General features: G+C 37.0%; 14 protein-coding genes, 2 tRNA genes, 3 rRNA genes and 1 other RNA gene. 7 read left to right on the forward strand and 13 right to left on the reverse strand.

The annotated features are described in order from the left end of the window. Positions 1 to 37 precede the first annotated feature (37 nt). Both EG358_RS16405 and EG358_RS16410 read right to left on the reverse strand, forming a co-directional pair. Complete coding sequence (locus tag EG358_RS16405; RefSeq protein WP_076562143.1) at positions 38 to 679, reverse strand: DUF4241 domain-containing protein; 642 nt, start codon at positions 677 to 679, stop codon at positions 38 to 40. A gap of 76 nt (positions 680 to 755) precedes the next feature. Next, entirely contained in the window at positions 756 to 3,371 is a 2,616-nt protein-coding gene (locus EG358_RS16410; protein WP_076562144.1) for a valine--tRNA ligase, read from the reverse strand. 128 nt (positions 3,372 to 3,499) lie between these two features. Here EG358_RS16410 and EG358_RS16415 point away from each other — a divergent pair, with 128 nt between their 5' ends. Continuing rightward, positions 3,500 to 3,955, forward strand: coding sequence for a DUF1573 domain-containing protein (locus tag EG358_RS16415; RefSeq protein WP_076562145.1), 456 nt, complete (start codon positions 3,500 to 3,502; stop codon positions 3,953 to 3,955). A 141-nt stretch (positions 3,956 to 4,096) separates the two neighbouring features. Further along, positions 4,097 to 4,966, forward strand: coding sequence for a polyphosphate kinase 2 family protein (locus EG358_RS16420; RefSeq protein WP_076562146.1), 870 nt, complete (start codon positions 4,097 to 4,099; stop codon positions 4,964 to 4,966). Between the two features lie 99 nt (positions 4,967 to 5,065). On the opposite strand, the gene rnpB is transcribed toward EG358_RS16420, so the two are convergent. Next, an RNA gene (gene rnpB, locus EG358_RS16425) (RNase P RNA component class A) lies at positions 5,066 to 5,387 on the reverse strand. A gap of 146 nt (positions 5,388 to 5,533) precedes the next feature. Between rnpB and EG358_RS16430 the strand changes: the two genes are divergently transcribed. Together EG358_RS16430 and EG358_RS16435 are read left to right on the forward strand one after the other, a co-directional pair. Next, positions 5,534 to 6,025, forward strand: coding sequence for an RNA polymerase sigma factor (locus tag EG358_RS16430; RefSeq protein ID WP_076562147.1), 492 nt, complete (start codon positions 5,534 to 5,536; stop codon positions 6,023 to 6,025). Further along, positions 6,018 to 6,692 (forward strand): beta-carotene 15,15'-monooxygenase, encoded by a 675-nt coding sequence (locus EG358_RS16435; RefSeq protein ID WP_076562148.1) that lies wholly within the window; start codon positions 6,018 to 6,020, stop codon positions 6,690 to 6,692. Before EG358_RS16430 ends, EG358_RS16435 begins: the two co-directional genes overlap by 8 nt. A gap of 64 nt (positions 6,693 to 6,756) precedes the next feature. Here EG358_RS16435 and rpoN read toward each other — a convergent pair whose 3' ends face one another. Then, complete coding sequence (gene rpoN / locus EG358_RS16440) at positions 6,757 to 8,220, reverse strand: RNA polymerase factor sigma-54 (protein WP_076562149.1); 1,464 nt, start codon at positions 8,218 to 8,220, stop codon at positions 6,757 to 6,759. A 500-nt stretch (positions 8,221 to 8,720) separates the two neighbouring features. On the opposite strand from rpoN, the gene EG358_RS19875 reads away from it, so the two are divergent. Beyond that, on the forward strand, positions 8,721 to 8,996 hold the full coding sequence (locus EG358_RS19875; RefSeq protein WP_228422005.1) for a hypothetical protein: 276 nt from the start codon (positions 8,721 to 8,723) through the stop codon (positions 8,994 to 8,996). Beyond that, positions 8,993 to 9,709, forward strand: a complete 717-nt coding sequence (locus tag EG358_RS16445; RefSeq protein WP_228422006.1) for a transposase — start codon at positions 8,993 to 8,995, stop codon at positions 9,707 to 9,709. The genes EG358_RS19875 and EG358_RS16445 overlap by 4 nt, the downstream gene beginning before the upstream one ends. Before the next feature lie 525 nt (positions 9,710 to 10,234). Here EG358_RS16445 and rrf read toward each other — a convergent pair. From rrf to EG358_RS16490, 9 genes are all read right to left on the reverse strand, one after another. Further along, positions 10,235 to 10,342, reverse strand: a 5S ribosomal RNA gene (rrf, locus tag EG358_RS16450). Positions 10,343 to 10,503: 161 nt separating this feature from the next. Then, a 23S ribosomal RNA gene (locus EG358_RS16455) occupies positions 10,504 to 13,265 on the reverse strand. A gap of 208 nt (positions 13,266 to 13,473) precedes the next feature. Further along, positions 13,474 to 13,547 (reverse strand) — tRNA-Ala (locus EG358_RS16460). 93 nt (positions 13,548 to 13,640) lie between these two features. Next, a tRNA-Ile gene (locus tag EG358_RS16465) sits at positions 13,641 to 13,714 on the reverse strand. A gap of 303 nt (positions 13,715 to 14,017) precedes the next feature. Then, positions 14,018 to 15,534, reverse strand: a 16S ribosomal RNA gene (locus EG358_RS16470). The 16S, 23S and 5S rRNA genes sit together here with 2 tRNA genes alongside, the layout of an rRNA operon. Before the next feature lie 1,190 nt (positions 15,535 to 16,724). Further along, positions 16,725 to 17,612, reverse strand: a complete 888-nt coding sequence (locus EG358_RS16475; protein ID WP_228422012.1) for a transposase — start codon at positions 17,610 to 17,612, stop codon at positions 16,725 to 16,727. 402 nt (positions 17,613 to 18,014) lie between these two features. Next, positions 18,015 to 19,463: an asparagine--tRNA ligase gene (gene asnS, locus EG358_RS16480; RefSeq protein WP_076562826.1), complete on the reverse strand. Its 1,449-nt coding sequence runs from the start codon at positions 19,461 to 19,463 to the stop codon at positions 18,015 to 18,017. A 125-nt stretch (positions 19,464 to 19,588) separates the two neighbouring features. Then, the gene (locus tag EG358_RS16485; protein ID WP_076562824.1) at positions 19,589 to 20,188 is read right to left on the reverse strand and encodes a CDP-alcohol phosphatidyltransferase family protein; all 600 of its coding nucleotides are present in this window, start codon (positions 20,186 to 20,188) and stop codon (positions 19,589 to 19,591) included. Further along, on the reverse strand, positions 20,185 to 20,832 hold the full coding sequence (locus tag EG358_RS16490; protein ID WP_076562822.1) for an LA_2272 family surface repeat-containing protein: 648 nt from the start codon (positions 20,830 to 20,832) through the stop codon (positions 20,185 to 20,187). The genes EG358_RS16485 and EG358_RS16490 overlap by 4 nt, the downstream gene beginning before the upstream one ends. A gap of 90 nt (positions 20,833 to 20,922) precedes the next feature. Here EG358_RS16490 and EG358_RS16495 point away from each other — a divergent pair, with 90 nt between their 5' ends. After that, positions 20,923 to 21,873, forward strand: a complete 951-nt coding sequence (locus EG358_RS16495) for a helix-turn-helix domain-containing protein (RefSeq protein ID WP_228421469.1) — start codon at positions 20,923 to 20,925, stop codon at positions 21,871 to 21,873. Positions 21,874 to 21,938 lie beyond the last annotated feature (65 nt).

Below are 21,938 nucleotides of genomic sequence, written 5' to 3' on the forward strand. Positions count from 1 at the left end.
TATTTTTAAAAAAACTACTTTTAAATGTAAGCAAATTTTAGCTGACTAATATCTCAATAAATTCAGTAATAATTTTTACCGGATTATTTCCTTCATCAAACCCTACATAGCTTGCATAAAAGCCTTCACCATAGCCCGTTTCAAAGGCAAAAATATTTCCAGCATTTTCTTCAGTAGGTTTTAAAAACGCAAATTGATCGATGGCCCCGTTTTCATCAAAAAAATGCTCATGAAAGAACTCTTCATAAATTCCCATAAAGTCATCTCCTTTTCTCTGGAAAAGTTTCTGCTCAAGAAGATTAAGCTGTTCTTGAGTCTGAACATCCATAAAACAGCCCATTCCGCTTTCTACAGGATAGCCAAACACTTCACCTTCAGCTAAATCCTTCAGGTTCTGTTCCTTGGTTGTTGCCATTTTCCATGCTGAAATTTTGGCATCACTAAAAATAATCTCGGCATAAGCAACACAATTGCTTTCTCTTTCTTTATGCAATAAAACCTGAAAATCTCCTTTTGGAAATTGAGTAGTAAAAGGTTGCATATCATTTGTAATCAAAGGGTCACAAGCAACCAGATTTCCGGTAGAAAGATATATTTTTCCCACTTCAAAACTTTCCAATAACGGACTTTCTACGAAGTCTTTGGAGAATAGTTTCTGTATATTTTCTAGATGTGTCATTTTAATTTTTTAGGTTAAGGTTGAGGCTAATATTAAGATCATTTTTCAACCTTAGCCTAAGTCTCAACCTTATTTTTTATAAACTTTTCAGCTTTTCTTCCAAGATCGCAATCTTATCCTGCGCATCTTTTTGTTTCTTGCGTTCGCTTTCTACCACTTCTGGTTTTGCGTTGGCAACAAATTTTTCGTTAGACAATTTTTTATCAACAGAAATTAAGAATCCTTTTAGATATTTTAATTCTTCTTCTGTTTTGATCTTTTCTTCTCCCAAATCTAAGTTTTCACTTAACGGGATCGAAACTTCCGTTGCTCCTACCAAAAATGTAAAACTCGGCTTCTCAGTTTTTGCTCCGAAATGAATTTCGGAAACGTTTGCCAATTTTTTAATGACAGGCTCATTTGCAAACTCTGAAGCGTTTGTATAAATTTCAGCCGCTTCTCTTGGAGAAATTCCTTTTGTCTGACGGTAATTTCTAACGCCTGAAATAATTTCTGAAGCTGTTTCAAAGTTTTTAATAATATCTTCATTAAATCCTTCTGCTTTTTTCTGTTGTGCAATCACTAAAGCTTCGTCAATACTTCTTTCCGAAATCAACTGCCAGATTTCTTCTGACTGGAAAGGCATAAACGGATGAACCAATTTCATCAATTCTTCGAAAAGAGCTACTGTTTTGTGGTAAACTTCTTTAGAAATGCCTTCACCATAATTTGGTTTAATTGCTTCTAAATAAGAACCGCAGAAATCATCCCAAATTAATTTATAAATCAAATGTAAAGCATCAGAAATTCTGAATTTCTCAAACTGATCATCAATTTCTACAATCGTTTTATTCAATTTATTTTCAAACCATTCGATCGTCTGGTTATCTGTTGCGTTTGCGGGTTTATCTTCATGATTCCACATGTTGATCAAACGGAATGCGCTCCAGATTTTTGTCATGAAATTCCTTCCCTGAAGCATTAAATCTTCATCAAAAAGAAGGTCATTGCCGGCTGCAGAACTCAATAAAATACCAACACGAACTCCATCTGCGCCGTATTTATCCATCAATTCTAACGGATCTGGTGAATTTCCTAAAGATTTTGACATCTTTCTTCTCTGCTTATCTCTTACAATTCCTGTAAAATAAACATTTTTGAAAGGAACTTCTTTTCTGTATTCCAACCCGGCCATAATCATTCTCGCAACCCAGAAGAAAATAATATCCGGACCTGTTACCAAATCTGAAGTCGGGTAATAATAATTGATGTCTTTATTATCAGGATTATTCAACCCGTCAAAAACAGACATTGGCCACAACCAAGATGAGAACCATGTATCAAGAGCGTCTTCGTCTTGTTTTAAATTGTCAGTTGTTAGTTGATCGTTGTTGGTTTTTTGCTTTGCCAGTTCTACTGCTTCTTCTTTTGTTTCAGCAACTACAAAATCATTTTCACCGTCTCCATAATAGAAAGCGGGAATTTGCTGACCCCACCAAAGCTGACGAGAGATATTCCAGTCACGGATGTTTTCCATCCAGTGTTTGTAAGTATTTTTAAATTTCTCAGGATAGAATTTTACTTCATCATCCATTACAACATCTAAAGCTGGCTTTCCAATTTCAGACATTTTCAGGAACCACTGAACAGAAACTTTAGGCTCAATAACCGCACCCGTTCTTTCTGAAGTTCCTACTTTATTTACATAATCTTCTGCTTTCAACAAAAGATCATTTTCTTCTAATTCTTTTGCGATTTGTTTTCTTACATCAAATCTGTTTTTACCTGCGTAATGTAATCCGTGCTCATTTAGATTTCCATCATCGTCTAAAGCATCAATCATTGGCAACTGATGTTTTTGTCCGATTTCGTAGTCATTAATATCGTGAGCCGGCGTAATTTTCAAAGCACCTGTTCCGAATTCTATATCAACATATTCGTCTTCAATAATCGGAATAACTCTGTTGACAATTGGTACAATTACGTTTTTACCTTTCAGATGAGCATATCTCTCATCATTAGGATTGATACAAACTGCAGTATCCCCGAAAATAGTTTCAGGACGTGTTGTCGCTACAGAAAGAAACTCTTCTGTACCTTCGATTTTATATTTAAGAAAATATAATTTTCCGTTTTGCTCTTTAAAGATTACTTCTTCATCAGAAATATTTGTTTTCGCTTCCGGATCCCAGTTGACCATTCTGTAACCACGGTAAATAAGTCCTTTGTTATATAAATCAACAAAAGATTTGATTACCTGCTTAGAAAGTGATTCTTCCATCGTGAAACGGGTTCTGTCCCAATCACAAGAACATCCTAGCTTTTTCAATTGCTCAAGAATTGTTCCGCCGTATTTGTCAGTCCATTCCCAAGCGTGTTTTAAAAATTCTTCACGGGTAATATCAGATTTATTGATTCCTTCAGACTTCAGTTTGGCAACAACTTTCGCTTCGGTAGCAATTGAAGCGTGATCTGTTCCCGGAACCCAGCAAGCATTGAAGCCCTGCATTCTTGCACGGCGGACCAAAACATCCTGAATGGTATTATTCAACATATGCCCCATGTGAAGAATTCCTGTGACGTTTGGCGGAGGAATTACAATCGTGTAAGGTGGCTTTTCGTTGGGCTCTGAGTGGAAATATTTGTTTTCCAGCCAGTAATTGTACCATTTCTGTTCTGTTTCCTGTGGATTATACTTTTCTGAAATCTGCATAAATTCTGGTTTCTTTAACTTATAATTTGCAAAAATAGTTTAAAGTAAAAAAATGTAAGCACTAATTAAAATAATTTTTAACTTTGTTTCTCAAAATTTATCTAACAAACATATTAACTTTCAAGAATATGAAAAACTTATTAGCAGGAATTGCATTATTCGGAACATTTGCATTAGCATCTGCACAAACTATTACATTTGACAAAACGACTTATGAATATGGTCAAATAAAACCAAATTCTGACGGCACAAGATTCTTTACAGTAACCAATACAGGAGATAAGCCTCTTATCATCTCGAATGTAAAGCCATCTTGCGGATGTACTACTCCAGAATTTAGCCAAGCTCCTATTGCACCTGGAAAATCAGCTAAAATTAAAGTTGGATACAACACAGCAAGTGTTTCTCCATTCAACAAAATGATTGAGGTATTTTCTAATGATCCTGTAAATAGCAGAAGCGTAATTTACATTAAAGGTGAAGTAACTCCTAATGCTCCCGAGCCAAAACCATTAACTGCTGCAGAACAAAAAGCAGCGGCTAAAGCTGAGAAAAAAGCGGCTAAAATTGCTGCTAAAAAATAATTTTTACTCAAAAAAATTTAAAACCGTCTCAATCGAGGCGGTTTTTTTATTACATTTATATTGGGTTTGGTTGATCGTTAATGGTTAATGACATCTATTAAACATAAAATTTTGATTTAATTCTAAACTTTAAATAAAAACATGGCTAATAATTTCTCAGACGACTTTTTAATTAAAGAAAAATTTTCAATAAAAAAATCATCAACAGAATACAAAGGTAAACTCACTAAAGAGGAAGGTGTACAATTACTGATTCAGGAAAAGGATAAACTCCGTGAGCTACAGGAAAAACTGTATGCCGACGGAAGCAAATCACTTTTGGTCGTTCTGCAGGCAATGGATGCTGCAGGAAAAGACAGCTTGATTGAGCACGTTTTTGGTGGTGTAAATCCTCAAGGCTGTAATGTGACAAGCTTTAAAACCCCAAGTTCAAGAGAGTATTCGCATGATTTTTTATGGAGACATTATTTAGCTTTACCCCAGAAAGGAATGATCGGTATTTTTAACCGTTCTCATTACGAAAGTGTTTTGGTCTGTAAAGTACATCCTGAATATAATTTAAGTGAAAAAACTTGGGATTCTGTAAAAGATTTTGATAAAAAGTTCTGGGAAAACCGCTATGAAAGCATAAGAAACTTCGAAAAACATCTCGCTCAAAACGGAACAACAATTATTAAAATTTTCCTGAATGTTTCTAAGGACGAACAAAAGAAAAGATTATTAGACCGCATCAACGAGCAGGAAAAAAACTGGAAATTTTCGACCGCAGACTTACCTGAAAGAGCTTTGTTTGACCAATATATGGAATGCTACGAAACGGCCATCAATGAAACCTCAAAAGATGAAGCGCCTTGGTATGTAATTCCTGCAGACAATAAATGGTTTGCAAGACTTTCTGCAGTACAGATCATCATCGATACTTTAGAAAAAATGGATTTGAAATTCCCGGAGCTTTCAAAAGAAGATAAAGCTGGTTTGGATGATGCTAAAAAACAGTTGGAAAGCGAGTAAAAGAGCCAAGGAAAAAGTAAAAAGGATCAAGTAAAGTTGCCACGAATGCACGAAATATATTTATAAAAGTCATTCGTGTATTCGTGGCAATTTAATAAAATCACGAGAAAATCTATAAGCCGGATTTTGTACTAAAAAAAGTGCCTGTTATTTATCTACGTTTTACATTGCTGCAAAACTTGAGCTGATTACCCCTCGGCTTTCAGGACGAGCCGCCCCTATTTTCATTACTGAAAAGAACCGATATACTTATCATTGCACCGCAAAGAGTTTACCTGGTTTCACTACAGCCGAACTGTACCTGCTTTCTGTTGCACTTGTCCTATCCTCACGGATGACGGATGTTATCCGCTTTGCTGCTCTATGGTGTCCGGACTTTCCTACCCTTACCGAAGTAAGAATCAACAAGCCGACTTTCTCGTGGCTGCAAAGATAATTAAATATAACAATGTATCAGTGTAACAATTTACCAATTAGAAAGAATTCCTGATTTTTTAAAATTGTTACACTGTTAAATTATTACATTGTTACATTATATTATTATCTTCGTGCAGTTATACATTTATTTTGATTTCTAAAGAGAAAGAGTTTGCACAGCTTGTAAAAGATAATCAGGGATTGATTATTAAAGTATCGCGTCTGTACACCAATTCGCTGGAAGATGAAGAAGATCTTTTCCAGGAAATTGTTTTGCAGCTTTGGCGGAGCTATGATTCTTTTAAAGGAAATTCAAAAATTTCTACATGGATGTATCGTGTTGCGCTCAACACAGCCATCACTCTTTTTAGAAAAAAAAGCAAAAGTTTACAAACAAACGAGCTAGACATCAATCACAGAGATTTTGTTGAAGATGATGATGACAGACAGCAGCAAATTTCACTTCTTTACACCGTCATAAAAACTCTTCCGAATGTAGAAAGGGCAATTGTAATGATGTATCTCGACGACTTGCCTTATAAGGATATCGCCGAAAACCTGGGTATTACGGAAGTAAATGCACGTGTGAAAATGAACAGATTAAAGAAAATCCTTAAAGAAAAAATGGAAAAACATGCCTGAATTTGATTTAGACAGCTTTAAGAAAACCTGGCAGGAACAACCTGTAAAACCGAAATACGACAATAATGAGATTCTGAAAATGCTCAATAAAAAGTCACGCAATTACATGAAATATATTTTCTGGATCAGCGTGATCGAATTTTTATTTTTCAGCGTTTTAGGAGTATTTTATCTTATACAAAGTAATGAGTCAGACAGTTTCTTGAGTATTTTGGAGAAGATGGGCGTTCACAAAGATAGCCAGCTTGTCGCTAAGCTAGATAATATTTATTTAATTGTAAAAATTTTAAGTCTTGTTGTCACCGGATTTTTTGTGCTTAAATTTTATCAAAACTACCGTAAAATTAAAATTGAAGAAGACCTTAAGCTGTTTATTATAAGAATAATCACCTTCAAAAAAACTGTGAATGCTTTTATTTTAACTAATATAGGTTTGTTATTAGTTCTAATGAGTGCATTTATAGGTTTTACTTTTTACATTATTAATATTCAAAATATTGAAGTCAGTAATTCTACTCTTATAGGTTTTTTAGTAGGAATTATTATAGGTACAATTTTATGCGTATCCTTAATTTGGGTCTATTATAGATTGGTTTATGGAATTATTATGAGCAGGCTCGATAAAAATTTAAGTCAATTAAAAGAAATAGAATCTCAAGAAAATTAAAAATATTCATGAATATTTAGCAATAAAAAAAAAGCATTTCAAATCTGAAATGCTTTTTTCTATTTTAAAGTTCTTTTCGAAGTCTTGCAACCGGAATATTGAGCTGTTCACGGTACTTTGCAATCGTTCTTCTTGCAATATTGTATCCCTGTTCTTTAAGGATCACCACTAAGGCATCATCCGTTAAAGGTTTTCTTTTATTTTCTTTGCTGATTACTTCCTGAAGATGATTTTTAATTTCTTTAGTAGAAACTTCTTCACCGTCATCATTGGTTAAACTGTCAGAAAACAAATCTTTAAGATAAAGAATTCCGTTTGGAGTATCTGCATATTTACTTTTAACAACTCTGGAAATCGTTGAAATATCGAAACCTGTAATATCAGCAATATCTTTTAAAATCATAGGCTTCAATGACTTCTCATCGCCTGTGATAAAATAATTATGCTGAAATTTCACAATAGCATTAATCGTCTGAAGCAAAGTATTCTGACGCTGATTAATAGCATCAATATACCATTTTGCGGCATCTAATTTTTGTTTAATAAATAACGCAGCCTGTTTGTGCTCAGAAGACTTTTTATCATGAGAATAAGTCGTTAAAATATCTTTATATTCCTCAGAAACTCTTAACGTCGGTGCGTTCTTGCTGTTAAGCATTGGTATAACCAGACCATCTTTCACCTGAATTACAAAATCCGGGATAATTTCCTGATTAATGGTAATTGTTTGTGTTTCGAAGTTTCCGCCTACTTTTGGTGATAATTTTGAGATTTCTTCTAAAGCATCTTTCAGATCTTCCTCTTCGATATCGTACTTCTGAATGATTTTATTGTAATGCTTATTGGTAAGCGCATCAAATTGGAATCTCAAAATATTAGCAGCCAATGAAACTGCTTTATCAGAACTTACTTTTTTCTCAATCTGAAGCAAAAGACATTCTTGCAACCCTCTAGCTCCTACACCCGACGGATCTAGTTTCTGAATATAATTTTCAAGTATATCTTCTACTTTCTCTTTGGTTGTATAAATCCCTTGCGAAAAAGCCAGATCATCAACAATCGCTTTGATCTCTCTTCTTAGATATCCATCGGTATCTAAATTACCAATGATATATTCAGCAATTTTCAAATCTTCTTCATTGATGTTGATAAGATTGATTTGCTCCATTAGATAATCATACAACGATTGTCCTTCAGTAAGGAGACTTTCATTATCAAAATCTTCATCATCGGCAGAATAGTTACTTGAAGCCGTTTTATAGCTTGGTTCATCATCATACAGATATTCATTGACGTCAAAATCTGTCTCAATACTTTCGTTACCTTCGCTTTCATAGCTTTCGTCTAAAGTAGAGTATTCATCTTCTTTAGATTCATCCTTAGCAACTTCCAGAGCTGGGTTTTCTTCAAGTTCTCTTTCGAGTTCTTCTTCAAACTCCAAAGTATGAAGCTGAATCAACTTCATCAGCTGAATTTGCTGAGGAGCAAGTTTCTGTCCTAATTTAAGTTGTAAATGTTGTTTTAGCATATTCTACTTTGTGTCTGTTAACATAACATCTACGAATTTAATATTTTTTTTTGTAAAAACCATCATTAGCACGATTTTTGTAGTATTAAATTTACAAAGCCAATAGATCATCTGTTGGCTTTTATATTTTTACAAAAATTTTCAGGATAGATTAGTCCATTTAATTGACTGCTTAATTTTTTCAGGAGCTTTATCCGGCTATCCGCTATTACTCCTCACGCCTTTCTTCGCCAAAGCTAAACCTTCAACTTTCCCATTCCGTTGCGGGGTAACCGCTGCTATGGTAAGTTTGCATTAGTAAAAATAGATTAATAATTTGGTTAAAAAATCAACTAAAGAGCAAAAGCAGCAGGATAAAGGCAGACGCTTCACTGATACTAAGATATCGCCCCGGATTTTATTCCCCTGCTGCTGTTTTCTTCCAAATCCGGATAGAACATTGTTGGTAAAACTTTTACCATGGTGGATCAGAAGAAAACCTCTTTAATAAAGAATTTGTTATGTCAAAATTATCAAAAAAAGTGATTGGTGTAGATGTAGGAGCAAAGTTTTTAACGGTAAGTTTTACGGATAATGTAAATCAAGATCAGGTTTTTAATATCCAAAACAATCAACGCTCGATTTTATCGTTTCTCAAGAAATTTCCCACAGAAGATTATTGTTTGGCTATCGAAGCCACAGGTAATTATAGTAGTCGCATACTCCATCTTTCTTTGGATAATGGTTTTGAATCAAGTTTGATTAACTGTATGTCTGTTAATATTTTTCAAGGATGAAAAATATCATCAGCAAAACTGATGCAGAAGACACCAAAGTCATCAGACTTTATGGAGAGATTTTTCGTCCGGAAGTTTATATTCCCAAAAGCATCGAGATTGAACATCTTGACCAAGAAATAAAACTTCTGAATGATCTCGAGGAAGAGAAGCGACGGTATTCGGTAAAGCTAAAGTCACTTCGTTACAATTCTCAGCTCAATCCTAACACGGAAAAGCATTATGAAAAGAGATTAAAACAATTAGATAAAGAAATACGGGAAGTAGAAATGAGGCTTCCACAACTTCAAGATGAAGAATTTAGAGAAATAAAAGGTTTGATACAAAGTGTTTCGGGAATTGGGGAGAAGACCTCCCTTCAACTGATGACCGCTACATCTGGTTTTAAAAATTTTGATTCATCGAAATCACTCGTAAAATATTTTGGATTGGCTCCACGTATTTATCAATCAGGAAAGAAATCATATTCTCCCGGTAAGTGCCGTACATCCAAAACGCACATTAGAAGTTTGCTATATGTTTGTTCCTGGACGGCAATAAAACATAATACGCAGTGCAAAGAACTTTATCTGCGACTATTGGAAAAAGGAAAGCCTAAAAAACTTGCATTAATTGCAGTTTGTAACAAGTTGCTGAGGACTTGTTTTGGTGTTGTGAAAAACAAAACTGCATATCAACAAAATTTTCAAAAAAACTTTAAAATTTTAACCTGAATAATTTGCATAGTAACATAGAACATCCGGGCTAGGGTAAGCGGCATTTTAAAGTAATATTTGTCCATTAATTACAATTAAATCTTCAAATTCATCTTTTTAGAATTCAATATTTATCATCTTTAAATGTAAAGCTCAAAACTCAAGATTTTAAGTAAGATTTACACTCAAGATAAAAGGTAAAACCTAACAAATACTCCGGAGGAGTGCAACCTTTGTAGCGCATAAAGCATCATTTTCATAAGCTCCGAAGGAGCGAAACAACAACTAACAACTAACAACTAACAACTAACAACTAACAACTAACAACTAACAACTAACAACTAACAACTAACAACTAACAACTAACAACCAACAACTAACAACTAACAACTAACAACCAACAACTAACAACTAACAACTAACAACTAACAACTATCACTTATCACTTATCAAAATTACTCATTGCTAATTACCTATTACTTATTATTTAGGTTTAGAGCAAAAAAAAGTCTCATACAAATGAATGTATGAGACTTTAAAAAAAACTGGCGGCGACCTACTCTCCCGCTTTCGCAGTACCATCGGCGCTGGTGGGCTTAACTTCTGTGTTCGGAATGGGAACAGGTGAGCCCCACCGCTAAAACCACCCTAAAGGTTGTATATAAGGTTTAGGTTGCAGATTATAGGCTTTAGGTAATAGCTTTAAACTGCTACCTGCTACCTTGTATCTATCATCCGATACCTGATTTTAATCGATAAGAATATTCACAAAGAGAGAACCTTTAATTGCGCAATTAAGCAGTTGCCAATTAGGCTATAAATCTACGGGTAATTAGTACTACTCGGCTATGCTGTTACCAACTTTACACCTATAGCCTATCAACGTTGTCATCTCCAACGACCCTTAAAAGATGTCTCATCTTGAGGCGAGTTTCGCACTTATATGCTTTCAGTGCTTATCTCTTCCAAACGTAGCTACTCAGCGGTGCTCCTGGCGGAACAACTGATACACCAGAGGTTTGTTCAAATCGGTCCTCTCGTACTAGATTCAAGCCCTCTCAAACATCTAACGCCCGCAATAGATAGAGACCGAACTGTCTCACGACGTTCTGAACCCAGCTCGCGTGCCACTTTAATGGGCGAACAGCCCAACCCTTGGGACCTTCTCCAGCCCCAGGATGTGACGAGCCGACATCGAGGTGCCGAACCTCCCCGTCGATGTGAGCTCTTGGGGGAGACTAGCCTGTTATCCCCGGAGTACCTTTTATCCTATGAGCGATGGCCCTTCCATACGGAACCACCGGATCACTATGTCCTGCTTTCGCACCTGATCGACTTGTAGGTCTCACAGTCAAGCACCCTTATGCCATTACACTCTACGCACGGTTACCAAGCGTGCTGAGGGTACCTTTGAAAGCCTCCGTTACTCTTTTGGAGGCGACCACCCCAGTCAAACTACCCACCACGCAGTGTCCTTCTAAAAGAAGTTAGGCTCCAAGTAAGTAAAGGGTGGTATTTCAACGTTGACTCCACAAACACTAGCGTGCCTGCTTCAAAGTCTCCCACCTATCCTACACATTACTTACTCAAAGTCAATACGAAGTTATAGTAAAGGTTCACAGGGTCTTTTCGTCCCATTGCGGGTACTCGGCATCTTCACCGAGACTACAATTTCACAGAGCTCATGGTTGAGACAGTGCCCAGATCGTTACACCATTCGTGCAGGTCGGAACTTACCCGACAAGGAATTTCGCTACCTTAGGACCGTTATAGTTACGGCCGCCGTTTACTGGGGCTTCAGTCAAACGCTTCGCATTGCTGCTAACGCCCTTCCTTAACCTTCCAGCACCGGGCAGGTGTCAGACCCTATACAGCATCTTTCGATTTAGCAGAGTCCTGTGTTTTTGATAAACAGTCGCCTGGGCCTCTTCACTGCGGCCAGCATTGCTGCTGGCGTCTCTTCTTCCGAAGTTACGAGACTATTTTGCCTAGTTCCTTAACCATGATTCACTCTAGCACCTTAGGATTCTCTCCTCGACTACCTGTGTCGGTTTATGGTACGGGTTGCTTCACTTCGGCTTTTCTTGGAAGCACTTTCCCTGCAGCAGCTTCGCCCGAAGGCTAGGCCTTGACTATTCCGTCAGTCTCCAGCAGGTACGGCACTCCGTCCCCTTTTTAGTGTGAGCAAGTATGGGAATATTAACCCATTGTCCATCCACTACCCCTTTCGGGTTCGCGTTAGGTCCCGACTAACCCTCAGCTGATTAGCATGGCTGAGGAAACCTTAGTCTTTCGGTGAGCGGGTTTCTCGCCCGCTTTATCGTTACTTATGCCTACATTTTCTTTTCTGTACGCTCCACAATATCTCACGATACTGCTTCTGTGCAAACAGAATGCTCCCCTACCAGATACAACCCAACGGTTGTAAATCCATAGCTTCGGTACTCTATTTATGCCCGATTATTATCCATGCCGGACCGCTCGACTAGTGAGCTGTTACGCACTCTTTAAATGAATGGCTGCTTCCAAGCCAACATCCTAGCTGTCAATGCAGTCCAACCGCGTTGCTTCAACTTAATAGAGATTTGGGGACCTTAGCTGTTGGTCTGGGTTCTTTCCCTCTCGGACACGGACCTTAGCACCCGCGCCCTCACTGCCGTGGAACATTTATTAGCATTCGGAGTTTGTCAGGAATTGGTAGGATTTGACTCCCCCGCATCCAATCAGTAGCTCTACCTCTAATAAACTTATACACGACGCTGCACCTAAATGCATTTCGGGGAGTACGAGCTATCTCCCAGTTTGATTGGCCTTTCACCCCTACCCACAGGTCATCCGAAGACTTTTCAACGTCAACCGGTTCGGTCCTCCACTTTGTGTTACCAAAGCTTCAACCTGCCCATGGGTAGATCACAAGGTTTCGCGTCTAATACTACTAACTAAGCGCCCTATTCAGACTCGCTTTCGCTCCGGCTCCGGACCTGAAGTCCTTAACCTCGCTAGTAACATTAACTCGTAGGCTCATTATGCAAAAGGCACGCCGTCACCCAACTTGTGGGCTCCGACCGCTTGTAGGCGTACGGTTTCAGGTTCTATTTCACCCTTCTATTCGAAGTGCTTTTCACCTTTCCTTCACAGTACTTGTTCACTATCGGTCTTTCAGGAGTATTTAGCCTTGGAGGATGGTCCCCCCATATTCAGACAGGATTTCACGTGTCCCGCCCTACTCATTTATCATCTAAATATACCTTTCAAATACGGGGCTATCACCCTCTACGGCTGTTCTTTCCAGAACATTCTTTTAAATATATAAAGACTTTTGGGCTAATCCGCGTTCGCTCGCCACTACTTACGGAATCTCTTCGATTTCTTTTCCTCCGGGTACTTAGATGTTTCAGTTCTCCGGGTTTGCTCTCCTTGCGGAGTGACTGGTCTTCAACCAGACGGGTTGCCCCATTCGGACATCTCGGGATCAATTCGTGTGTGCCAATCCCCCGAGCTTTTCGCAGCTTACCACGTCCTTCTTCGCCTCTGAAAGCCTAGGCATCCGCCATACGCCCTTAACGATTTCTTTCCTAATTATTAATTAGTTCAGTATTTTTTTGATTAGTATTACTACTAATCTATTTTTTGTAAACTCAAACGCTTAATTGCGCTCGGTTTTCTCTTTGTGATATTTTTACCGTTAATGTCAATGATCTTAATGTCTTTCTGCTTGTCTGATAAATGAATATTTGTTTTGGCTCTATCCATCGTACTTTTAAATCAAACTCGCAAAACTGTGGAGAATAAGGGAGTCGAACCCTTGACCTCCTGCGTGCAAGGCAGGCGCTCTAGCCAGCTGAGCTAATTCCCCCTCTAGTAGTTGTTAGTTGTCGGTGTTTGGTTGTTAGTATTTGGCTTGCGCTTTTCCTAACTCCTAATACCTATAACCTAACTCCTTAATTAGTAGTCTCGGGCAGGCTCGAACTGCCGACCTCTACATTATCAGTGTAGCGCTCTAACCAGCTGAGCTACGAGACTTCATTATTTAGATATTAGAGGCTAGATTTTAGATGTTAGACTAATTTCTAACGACTAACTTCTAATTTCTAATTCTAAAATCTCTCTTCCCTGTTACTAATTTCTAGTGGGTTTTGTATTTTTTTATATATTATATAAGTAATAGGTAATGAGTAATCTTAACGTTCCAATTACTTGGAGCTTTTTACTTCTAACTTTTTCCTTTACTTATATATCAACCAAATAAAAAACTAAAGCATGAACTTTAAGTAAGTACATTGTATCTTGCGATACGTGTTTTGTTTATCGTCTAAAGACGCTCTAAAATGAGATGTTCCAGCCGCACCTTCCGGTACGGCTACCTTGTTACGACTTAGCCCTAGTTACTTGTTTTACCCTAGGCAGCTCCTGTTACGGTCACCGACTTCAGGTACCCCAAACTTCCATGGCTTGACGGGCGGTGTGTACAAGGCCCGGGAACGTATTCACCGCGCCATGGCTGATGCGCGATTACTAGCGATTCCAGCTTCATAGAGTCGAGTTGCAGACTCCAATCCGAACTGAGACCGGCTTTCGAGATTCGCATCCTATCGCTAGGTAGCTGCCCTCTGTACCGGCCATTGTATTACGTGTGTGGCCCAAGGCGTAAGGGCCGTGATGATTTGACGTCATCCCCACCTTCCTCTCTACTTGCGTAGGCAGTCTCACTAGAGTCCCCAACTGAATGATGGCAACTAGTGACAGGGGTTGCGCTCGTTGCAGGACTTAACCTAACACCTCACGGCACGAGCTGACGACAACCATGCAGCACCTTGAAAATTGTCCGAAGAAAAGTCTATTTCTAAACCTGTCAATTCCCATTTAAGCCTTGGTAAGGTTCCTCGCGTATCATCGAATTAAACCACATAATCCACCGCTTGTGCGGGCCCCCGTCAATTCCTTTGAGTTTCATTCTTGCGAACGTACTCCCCAGGTGGCTAACTTATCACTTTCGCTTAGTCTCTGAATCCGAAAACCCAAAAACGAGTTAGCATCGTTTACGGCGTGGACTACCAGGGTATCTAATCCTGTTCGCTCCCCACGCTTTCGTCCATCAGCGTCAGTTAAAACATAGTGACCTGCCTTCGCAATTGGTGTTCTAAGTAATATCTATGCATTTCACCGCTACACTACTTATTCCAGCCACTTCTACTTTACTCAAGACCTGCAGTATCAATGGCAGTTTCATAGTTAAGCTATGAGATTTCACCACTGACTTACAGATCCGCCTACGGACCCTTTAAACCCAATAAATCCGGATAACGCTTGCACCCTCCGTATTACCGCGGCTGCTGGCACGGAGTTAGCCGGTGCTTATTCGTATAGTACCTTCAGCTTTCCACACGTGGAAAGGTTTATCCCTATACAAAAGAAGTTTACAACCCATAGGGCCGTCGTCCTTCACGCGGGATGGCTGGATCAGGCTCTCACCCATTGTCCAATATTCCTCACTGCTGCCTCCCGTAGGAGTCTGGTCCGTGTCTCAGTACCAGTGTGGGGGATCACCCTCTCAGGCCCCCTAAAGATCACTGACTTGGTAGGCCGTTACCCTACCAACTATCTAATCTTGCGCGTGCCCATCTCTATCCACCGGAGTTTTCAATAATAAGTGATGCCACTCATTATATTATGGGGTATTAATCTTCCTTTCGAAAGGCTATCCCCCTGATAAAGGCAGGTTGCACACGTGTTCCGCACCCGTACGCCGCTCTCAAAGATCCGAAGATCTTCTACCGCTCGGCTTGCATGTGTTAGGCCTCCCGCTAGCGTTCATCCTGAGCCAGGATCAAACTCTCCATTGTATGTTTGTCTGACTCACTCAAAGTTATTTTACGCTTTAGTTTTTCCTTACTTGGTTGTATATTATTTTTCAATGATCTCTTCTCTTCCGCTTTTTACGATACCTACATTTTCTGTCGTTTTCAGTACCGATTTGCGTGTGCAAAAGTAAAACTTTATTTCTAATTAGCCAAATGTTTTTTCAAGAAATTTTAAAGTTTTTTGATGACCCTAAATCCTCATCCAAACCTCTCTACTCCTGCGCTCCCGTTTTACCGGACTGCAAAGATACAAATCTTTTTATCTTTACCAAATTTTATTTCTAAAAAAATTGAAAGTCTTTATTGATCTTTATCCATCTGTAGATGACATTAGTTTTATCGTTTCCGCCTCCTTAAAAGCTCTTCTGCGCTACCGAATCACTCTCGTTTTTCAGTGGGGCAAAAGTAGAACTTTTATACAACACAATCCTAATTTATGTAACATTATGTTTAATTTTAATTCATATTTAAAGCTAAGGTATTGGTTACCTGGAAGAATAATTTTGAGGGTTTGGGTTGTTTGAGGGTTGGAGGGTTATAGAGTCGGAGGGTTGGAGAGTTGTATGGGAGGTTTAGGATCGGGCAAGGAAAAGTTTATAAAAAAGAAGGCTTCTGAGAAATATAACAGTCTGGTTTTTATCGTAACAGTAAACAAAAGCTTTTTATTTGCAACTGTATTATATTATAAGGTAGAGTAAGGCGTTTCACTTAGTAAAGAAAAGACAAAGATATAAAAGAAGATTGAAATTGAATGGCTTTTAGGTACCCCTCCGATGGAGCTTATATTCTAAAAACACATGCTTTGCTACAAAGGTAACGCTCCTACGGAGCTTAATCTCGTCTTTTTGTAATGCCTATTAACCGGTCGCCACTCTGTGGCTCTTCAAAATCATACTTATAAATAATTGGGGTTGATCAAATAAATGGATACATCCAAATTAAATTATAAAAGAATAATCTAAATCTTGGATTTTGAATTTGAAACTTTGAAATAGAAATTCTACAGATAACTAAAGGCTCTATAACGAACTGCAGTCATAGCCCGGATGTTCTATGTTACTATGCAAATTATTCAGGTTAAAATTTTAAAGTTTTTTTGAAAATTTTGTTGATATGCAGTTTTGTTTTTCACAACACCAAAACAAATCTCAGTAATTTGTTACAAACTGCAATTAATGCAAGTTTTTAGGCTTTCCTTTTTCCAATAGTCGCAGATAAAGTTCTTTGCACTGCGTATTATGTTTTATTGCCGTCCAGGAACAAACATATAGCAAACTTCTAATGTGCGTTTTGGATGTACGGCACTTACCGGGAGAATATGATTTCTTTCCTGATTGATAAATACGTGGAGCCAATCCAAAATATTTTACGAGTGATTTCGATGAATCAAAATTTTTAAAACCAGATGTAGCGGTCATCAGTTGAAGGGAGGTCTTCTCCCCAATTCCCGAAACACTTTGTATCAAACCTTTTATTTCTCTAAATTCTTCATCTTGAAGTTGTGGAAGCCTCATTTCTACTTCCCGTATTTCTTTATCTAATTGTTTTAATCTCTTTTCATAATGTTTTTCCGTGTTGGGATTGAGCTGAGGATTGTAACGAAGCCACTTTAGCTTTACCGAATACCGTCGCTTCTCTTCCTCGAGATCATTCAGAAGTTTTATTTCTTGGTCAAGATGTTCAATCTCGATGCTTTTGGGAATATAAACTTCCGGACGAAAAATCTCTCCATAAAGTCTGATGACTTTGGCGTCTTCTGCATCAGTTTTGCTGATGATATTTTTCATCCTTGAAAAATATTTAACAGACATACAGTTAATCAAACTTGATTCAAAACCATTATCCAAAGAAAGATGGAGTATGCGACTACTATAATTACCTGTGGCTTCGATAGCCAAACAATAATCTTCTGTGGGAAATTTCTTGAGAAACGATAAAATCGAGCGTTGATTGTTTTGGATATTAAAAACCTGATCTTGATTTACATTATCCGTAAAACTTACCGTTAAAAACTTTGCTCCTACATCTACACCAATCACTTTTTTTGATAATTTTGACATAACAAATTCTTTATTAAAGAGGTTTTCTTCTGATCCACCATGGTAAAAGTTTTACCAACAATGTTCTATCCGGATTTGGAAGAAAACAGCAGCAGGGGAATAAAATCCGGGGCGATATCTTAGTATCAGTGAAGCGTCTGCCTTTATCCTGCTGCTTTTGCTCTTTGGTTGATTTTTTTAACCAAATTATTAATCTATTTTTACTAATGCAAACTTACCATAGAACGGCATGTCTGAGCTCTTTTTGCTGCAAAAGGTAAAGCATGGCGCAAAAAAGCGAGTAGTGAAAGCCGGAAAGAGCTACAAGAAAAAAGTTGGAGAGTTTGAGAGTTGAAAATACTTATATTACACAAAAAAATGTCCCTGAAGATTTCAGAGACATTCTTAATATATAATGTTGAATTAAAATTCTGCGTTCTTTGGAGTTCTTGGGAAAGGAATCACGTCACGAATGTTGGTCATACCCGTTACGAAAAGAACTAATCTTTCTAAACCAAGTCCGAAACCTGCATGCGGAACTGATCCGAATCTTCTGGTATCTAAATACCACCAAAGTTCGTGCTCGTCTACGTGCATTTCTGCCATTTTAGTTTTCAGAACGTCTAATCTTGCTTCTCTTTCTGATCCGCCGATGATTTCTCCGATTCCAGGGAAAAGTACATCCATTGCAGCAACGGTTTTGTTGTCGTCGTTGAGCTTCATGTAGAATGCTTTGATCTCTTTTGGATAATCAAATAAAACTACTGGACATTCAAAATGCTTTTCTACCAAGAATCTTTCGTGCTCAGACTGAAGATCTGCACCCCACTCTTCGATTGGATAAGCAAATTTTCCTTTTTTATTTTCTTTTGAATTTAATAAAATCTCAATTGCTTCGGTGTAAGAAACTCTTTTGAAACGTTTAGCAATTACATTTTCCAGCTTTTCAATTAACCCTTCTTTTGCTCTTTCTTTTTCTGGTTTTGATTTTTGTTCTTCTGCAAAACGTTTATCTAGGAACTCTAAATCATCTTTACAGTTATCTAAAACGTACTGAATCACATATTTCAGGAAATCCTCTGCCAAATCGATGTTATCTTCCAAGTTATTGAAAGCAACTTCCGGTTCAATCATCCAGAATTCTGCTAAGTGACGCGTTGTATTTGAGTTTTCTGCACGGAAGGTTGGTCCGAAAGTATAGATTCTTCCCAATCCCATTGCTGCAGTTTCACCTTCAAGCTGTCCTGAAACCGTTAAGTTTGTTTTTTTACCGAAGAAATCCTGAGCAAAATCGATATCTCCCTGCTCGTCTCTCGGGATATTGTTTAAATCGAAGTTGGTTACGCCAAACATTTCACCCGCTCCTTCTGCATCAGCTCCTGTTACAATCGGAGTGTTGATGTAAAAGAACTGGTTTTGGTTGAAAAATGAGTGAATTGCAAAACTCACCGCATGACGTACTCTGAAAACCGCACCAAATAAATTCGTTCTGAATCTTAAATGCGCCTGATCTCTCAACACTTCCAAAGAATGTTTTTTTGGCTGAAGAATCGTTTTGTCTCTTTCTTCAGTAAAGTTATCTCCTAAAATAATGATTTTTTTAGCGATAATTTCTACAGTTTGTCCGGCTCCTTGACTTTCTACCACCTCTCCTACTACTTTCAGTGAAGAAGCTGTACTAATTTTACTAATGATTTCTTCGTCAAAATTTTCAAAATCAACTACAATCTGCAAATTATTAATTGTAGAACCATCATTTAGTGCAATAAAGCGATTTGAACGGAATGCTCTTACCCAACCGTAAACTGTAATGTCATGATGTAATACTTTTTTGTAGTCTTGAAGGACTTCTTTAATCGTCTGCTTTTTCATTTGTTGATTGATAAATTTTTGTATAAAAATTAATGTTTGCAAATTTACAAAAAACAGCGCAACTTTTAATGATTACGCCGTTTTGATTTAAAAATGATTATTTCGTTGATGATTTTTCTCCTAATTTAATTAAAAAAAGTAGTTTTTTTTCTTTGCTTTCCCTGTCTAATTTGCCATGCGCGATAAAAACTCGGTACATCGTACTGCCATTTTGGAAGAATTAAAATTATTAAGATAACATCAATATGAGAAACGATTCCTAAAATTATGGTGAGATGAAAAGCCCAACCTGCCTGTTGAAATCCGATTAAATAAGTGAAAGCAATCAGTAAACTCAATCCCCACATTTTAGATAAAAAAGCGTGAGTACAGGTTTCTTTTCCAAATTTTAAAATACTTATGATGTAACATAAGCCTTCCATAATGAAGATTAATGCAATACTTAGCCAATGACTTTTTATTAATTCGCTATTAAGAAAGTATGTTGCCAATCCTAAAGAGAGCCAAAATACCAAATCTACCTGACTGTCGAGTCTTCTTAATTTTTCTGTGGAAACTCCAACTTTTCTTGCGATGATTCCGTCAAAAATATCGGTAAGTAAACCAATAAACATTAAAGCTAAAATTACAAACCTTGATTCTTCACCTTTTACATAAGCTAAAAAGAAAATTATTGGCGCTAAAAGAAAGCGTATTGCTATTAATATATAAGGTATATTTTTCATAATTTTTCCTTTTTAGATTTAAAATTCCAGTTAATAAGAGGTAATTTTCTTTTTCCATTTTCATTCCAAAAACCTATCTGTAATCCTTTTGAATCTTTACAGACATTGATAAGAGCGACTTGCAACCCCCTGCATTTTTTACTGACGTTCGCAAATGTAGAAATCGTCACCCCATTTGTTGTGTGATGAAAATTGTACAGAGGTGAAACAGAAACTCCATTGATAACAGAAGGAGCACTAATATTACTTGATAAACTTAGCTCAAACCCATTAGTTACCGTTGGTTCCATATTTATTATCGCCAACTGCATTCCATTTATCGTATTCATTTTTTTAGGTAAATCTTCAAAATCTGCATTATTAATTTCCCAAGAATTGATACTTCCTATATTTACAAGAAGAAGAACCGGAAAAAAAATACCCAAACCATTAAAACCTAAACCAAGACCGTTTACTTTCTTAGGTGTTATTTCATTATCAATTTCATCATAATATTTTAACAACACACCGTTTACATTTTTAGTTTTTTTTGAAGGAGAAACTCCAAAAATTTTTGCCTTCTCATTTTTATGCGATAAACTATCCTGACTATGCATCAAACTACTTATTAAAATAGTCATGATTAAAAAAAATTGCTTTTTCATTTTTGTAAATTTTTAAAATTATACTTCAAAGCTAATTTTGAAAACCACTTTTACGAATGCGAAAAAAAATTAAAATAAATCTCTACATTTGTGAAAATCGCAAATACCATGAATCAGGAAGTTTTATTGAAACAAATTAGAAAGAAGATCGGCGACAAATCTCTGAATGACGAGATCGCCAATATTCTCAACATCAGCTACGATGCAGCACATCGGAGAACTTCAATGAAAGCCAAATTCAGTTTTGAAGAAGCGGTGGAACTGGCTAAGTATTACCAAATTTCAATCGACCAGTTTTTGGGAACAGAAAATCAATTGGTTGTAAAAAGAACACGTCCTGTAAAAACACAAGAAGATTTACTGCACTTTTTTGAAAGTTCGTTGAAGATTTTGGATGTTTTCCAAAGTATTAATCAGTCGAAAGTCTATTATTCTGCGAAAGATATTCCTTTTTTTTATACCATTTCAGATACTATTCTTTCCCGTTTTAAATTTTATGTATGGATGAATCTGCTGAACGAAGATAAATTTCTGTGTTCTTTTGAAGATTTTGATCTTCCTTATCATTCGCCAAAAAATGAAATGCTGAAAGATTTGTACGAAAATCAGAATGTAACTGAAGTTTGGAATGACACCACGATCATGAGTATTCTGATGCAGATTTCTTTCTACTCTGAAATGGGTCTTTTAAAATATAAAGATATTGTGTTGATTTTGGAAGAAGTGAGAAGTGTCATAGAAAATATTGAATATAAAATACAGCATAATCCTGATTTTAAATTATATGTCAACGATTTGGTGATCTTAAGCAACAATATTTTATTTAAAAATGAATATCAATCGTCGTTTTTTATTCCTTTCAATATGTTTGGATACATGATGACCAACGACGAAAATACGTGCAATGATACATTGGTTTATTTTGAACATGAACTTAAAAATTCAAAATCACTGAATACTTCCGGAAACCGGGAACGCAAAATGTTTTTCAATAAAATGTATGATCAAATTAGTGCATTGCAGGAGAAGTTGAAGGCGTGATTAGGTTGGAGCTTTTAAGAGTCGGAGAGTAATTGTGTTTAAAAATATAATTTTTACCTTTGATA

The organism is Chryseobacterium indoltheticum (genome assembly GCF_003815915.1).
Lineage (GTDB): Bacteria > Bacteroidota > Bacteroidia > Flavobacteriales > Weeksellaceae > Chryseobacterium > Chryseobacterium indoltheticum.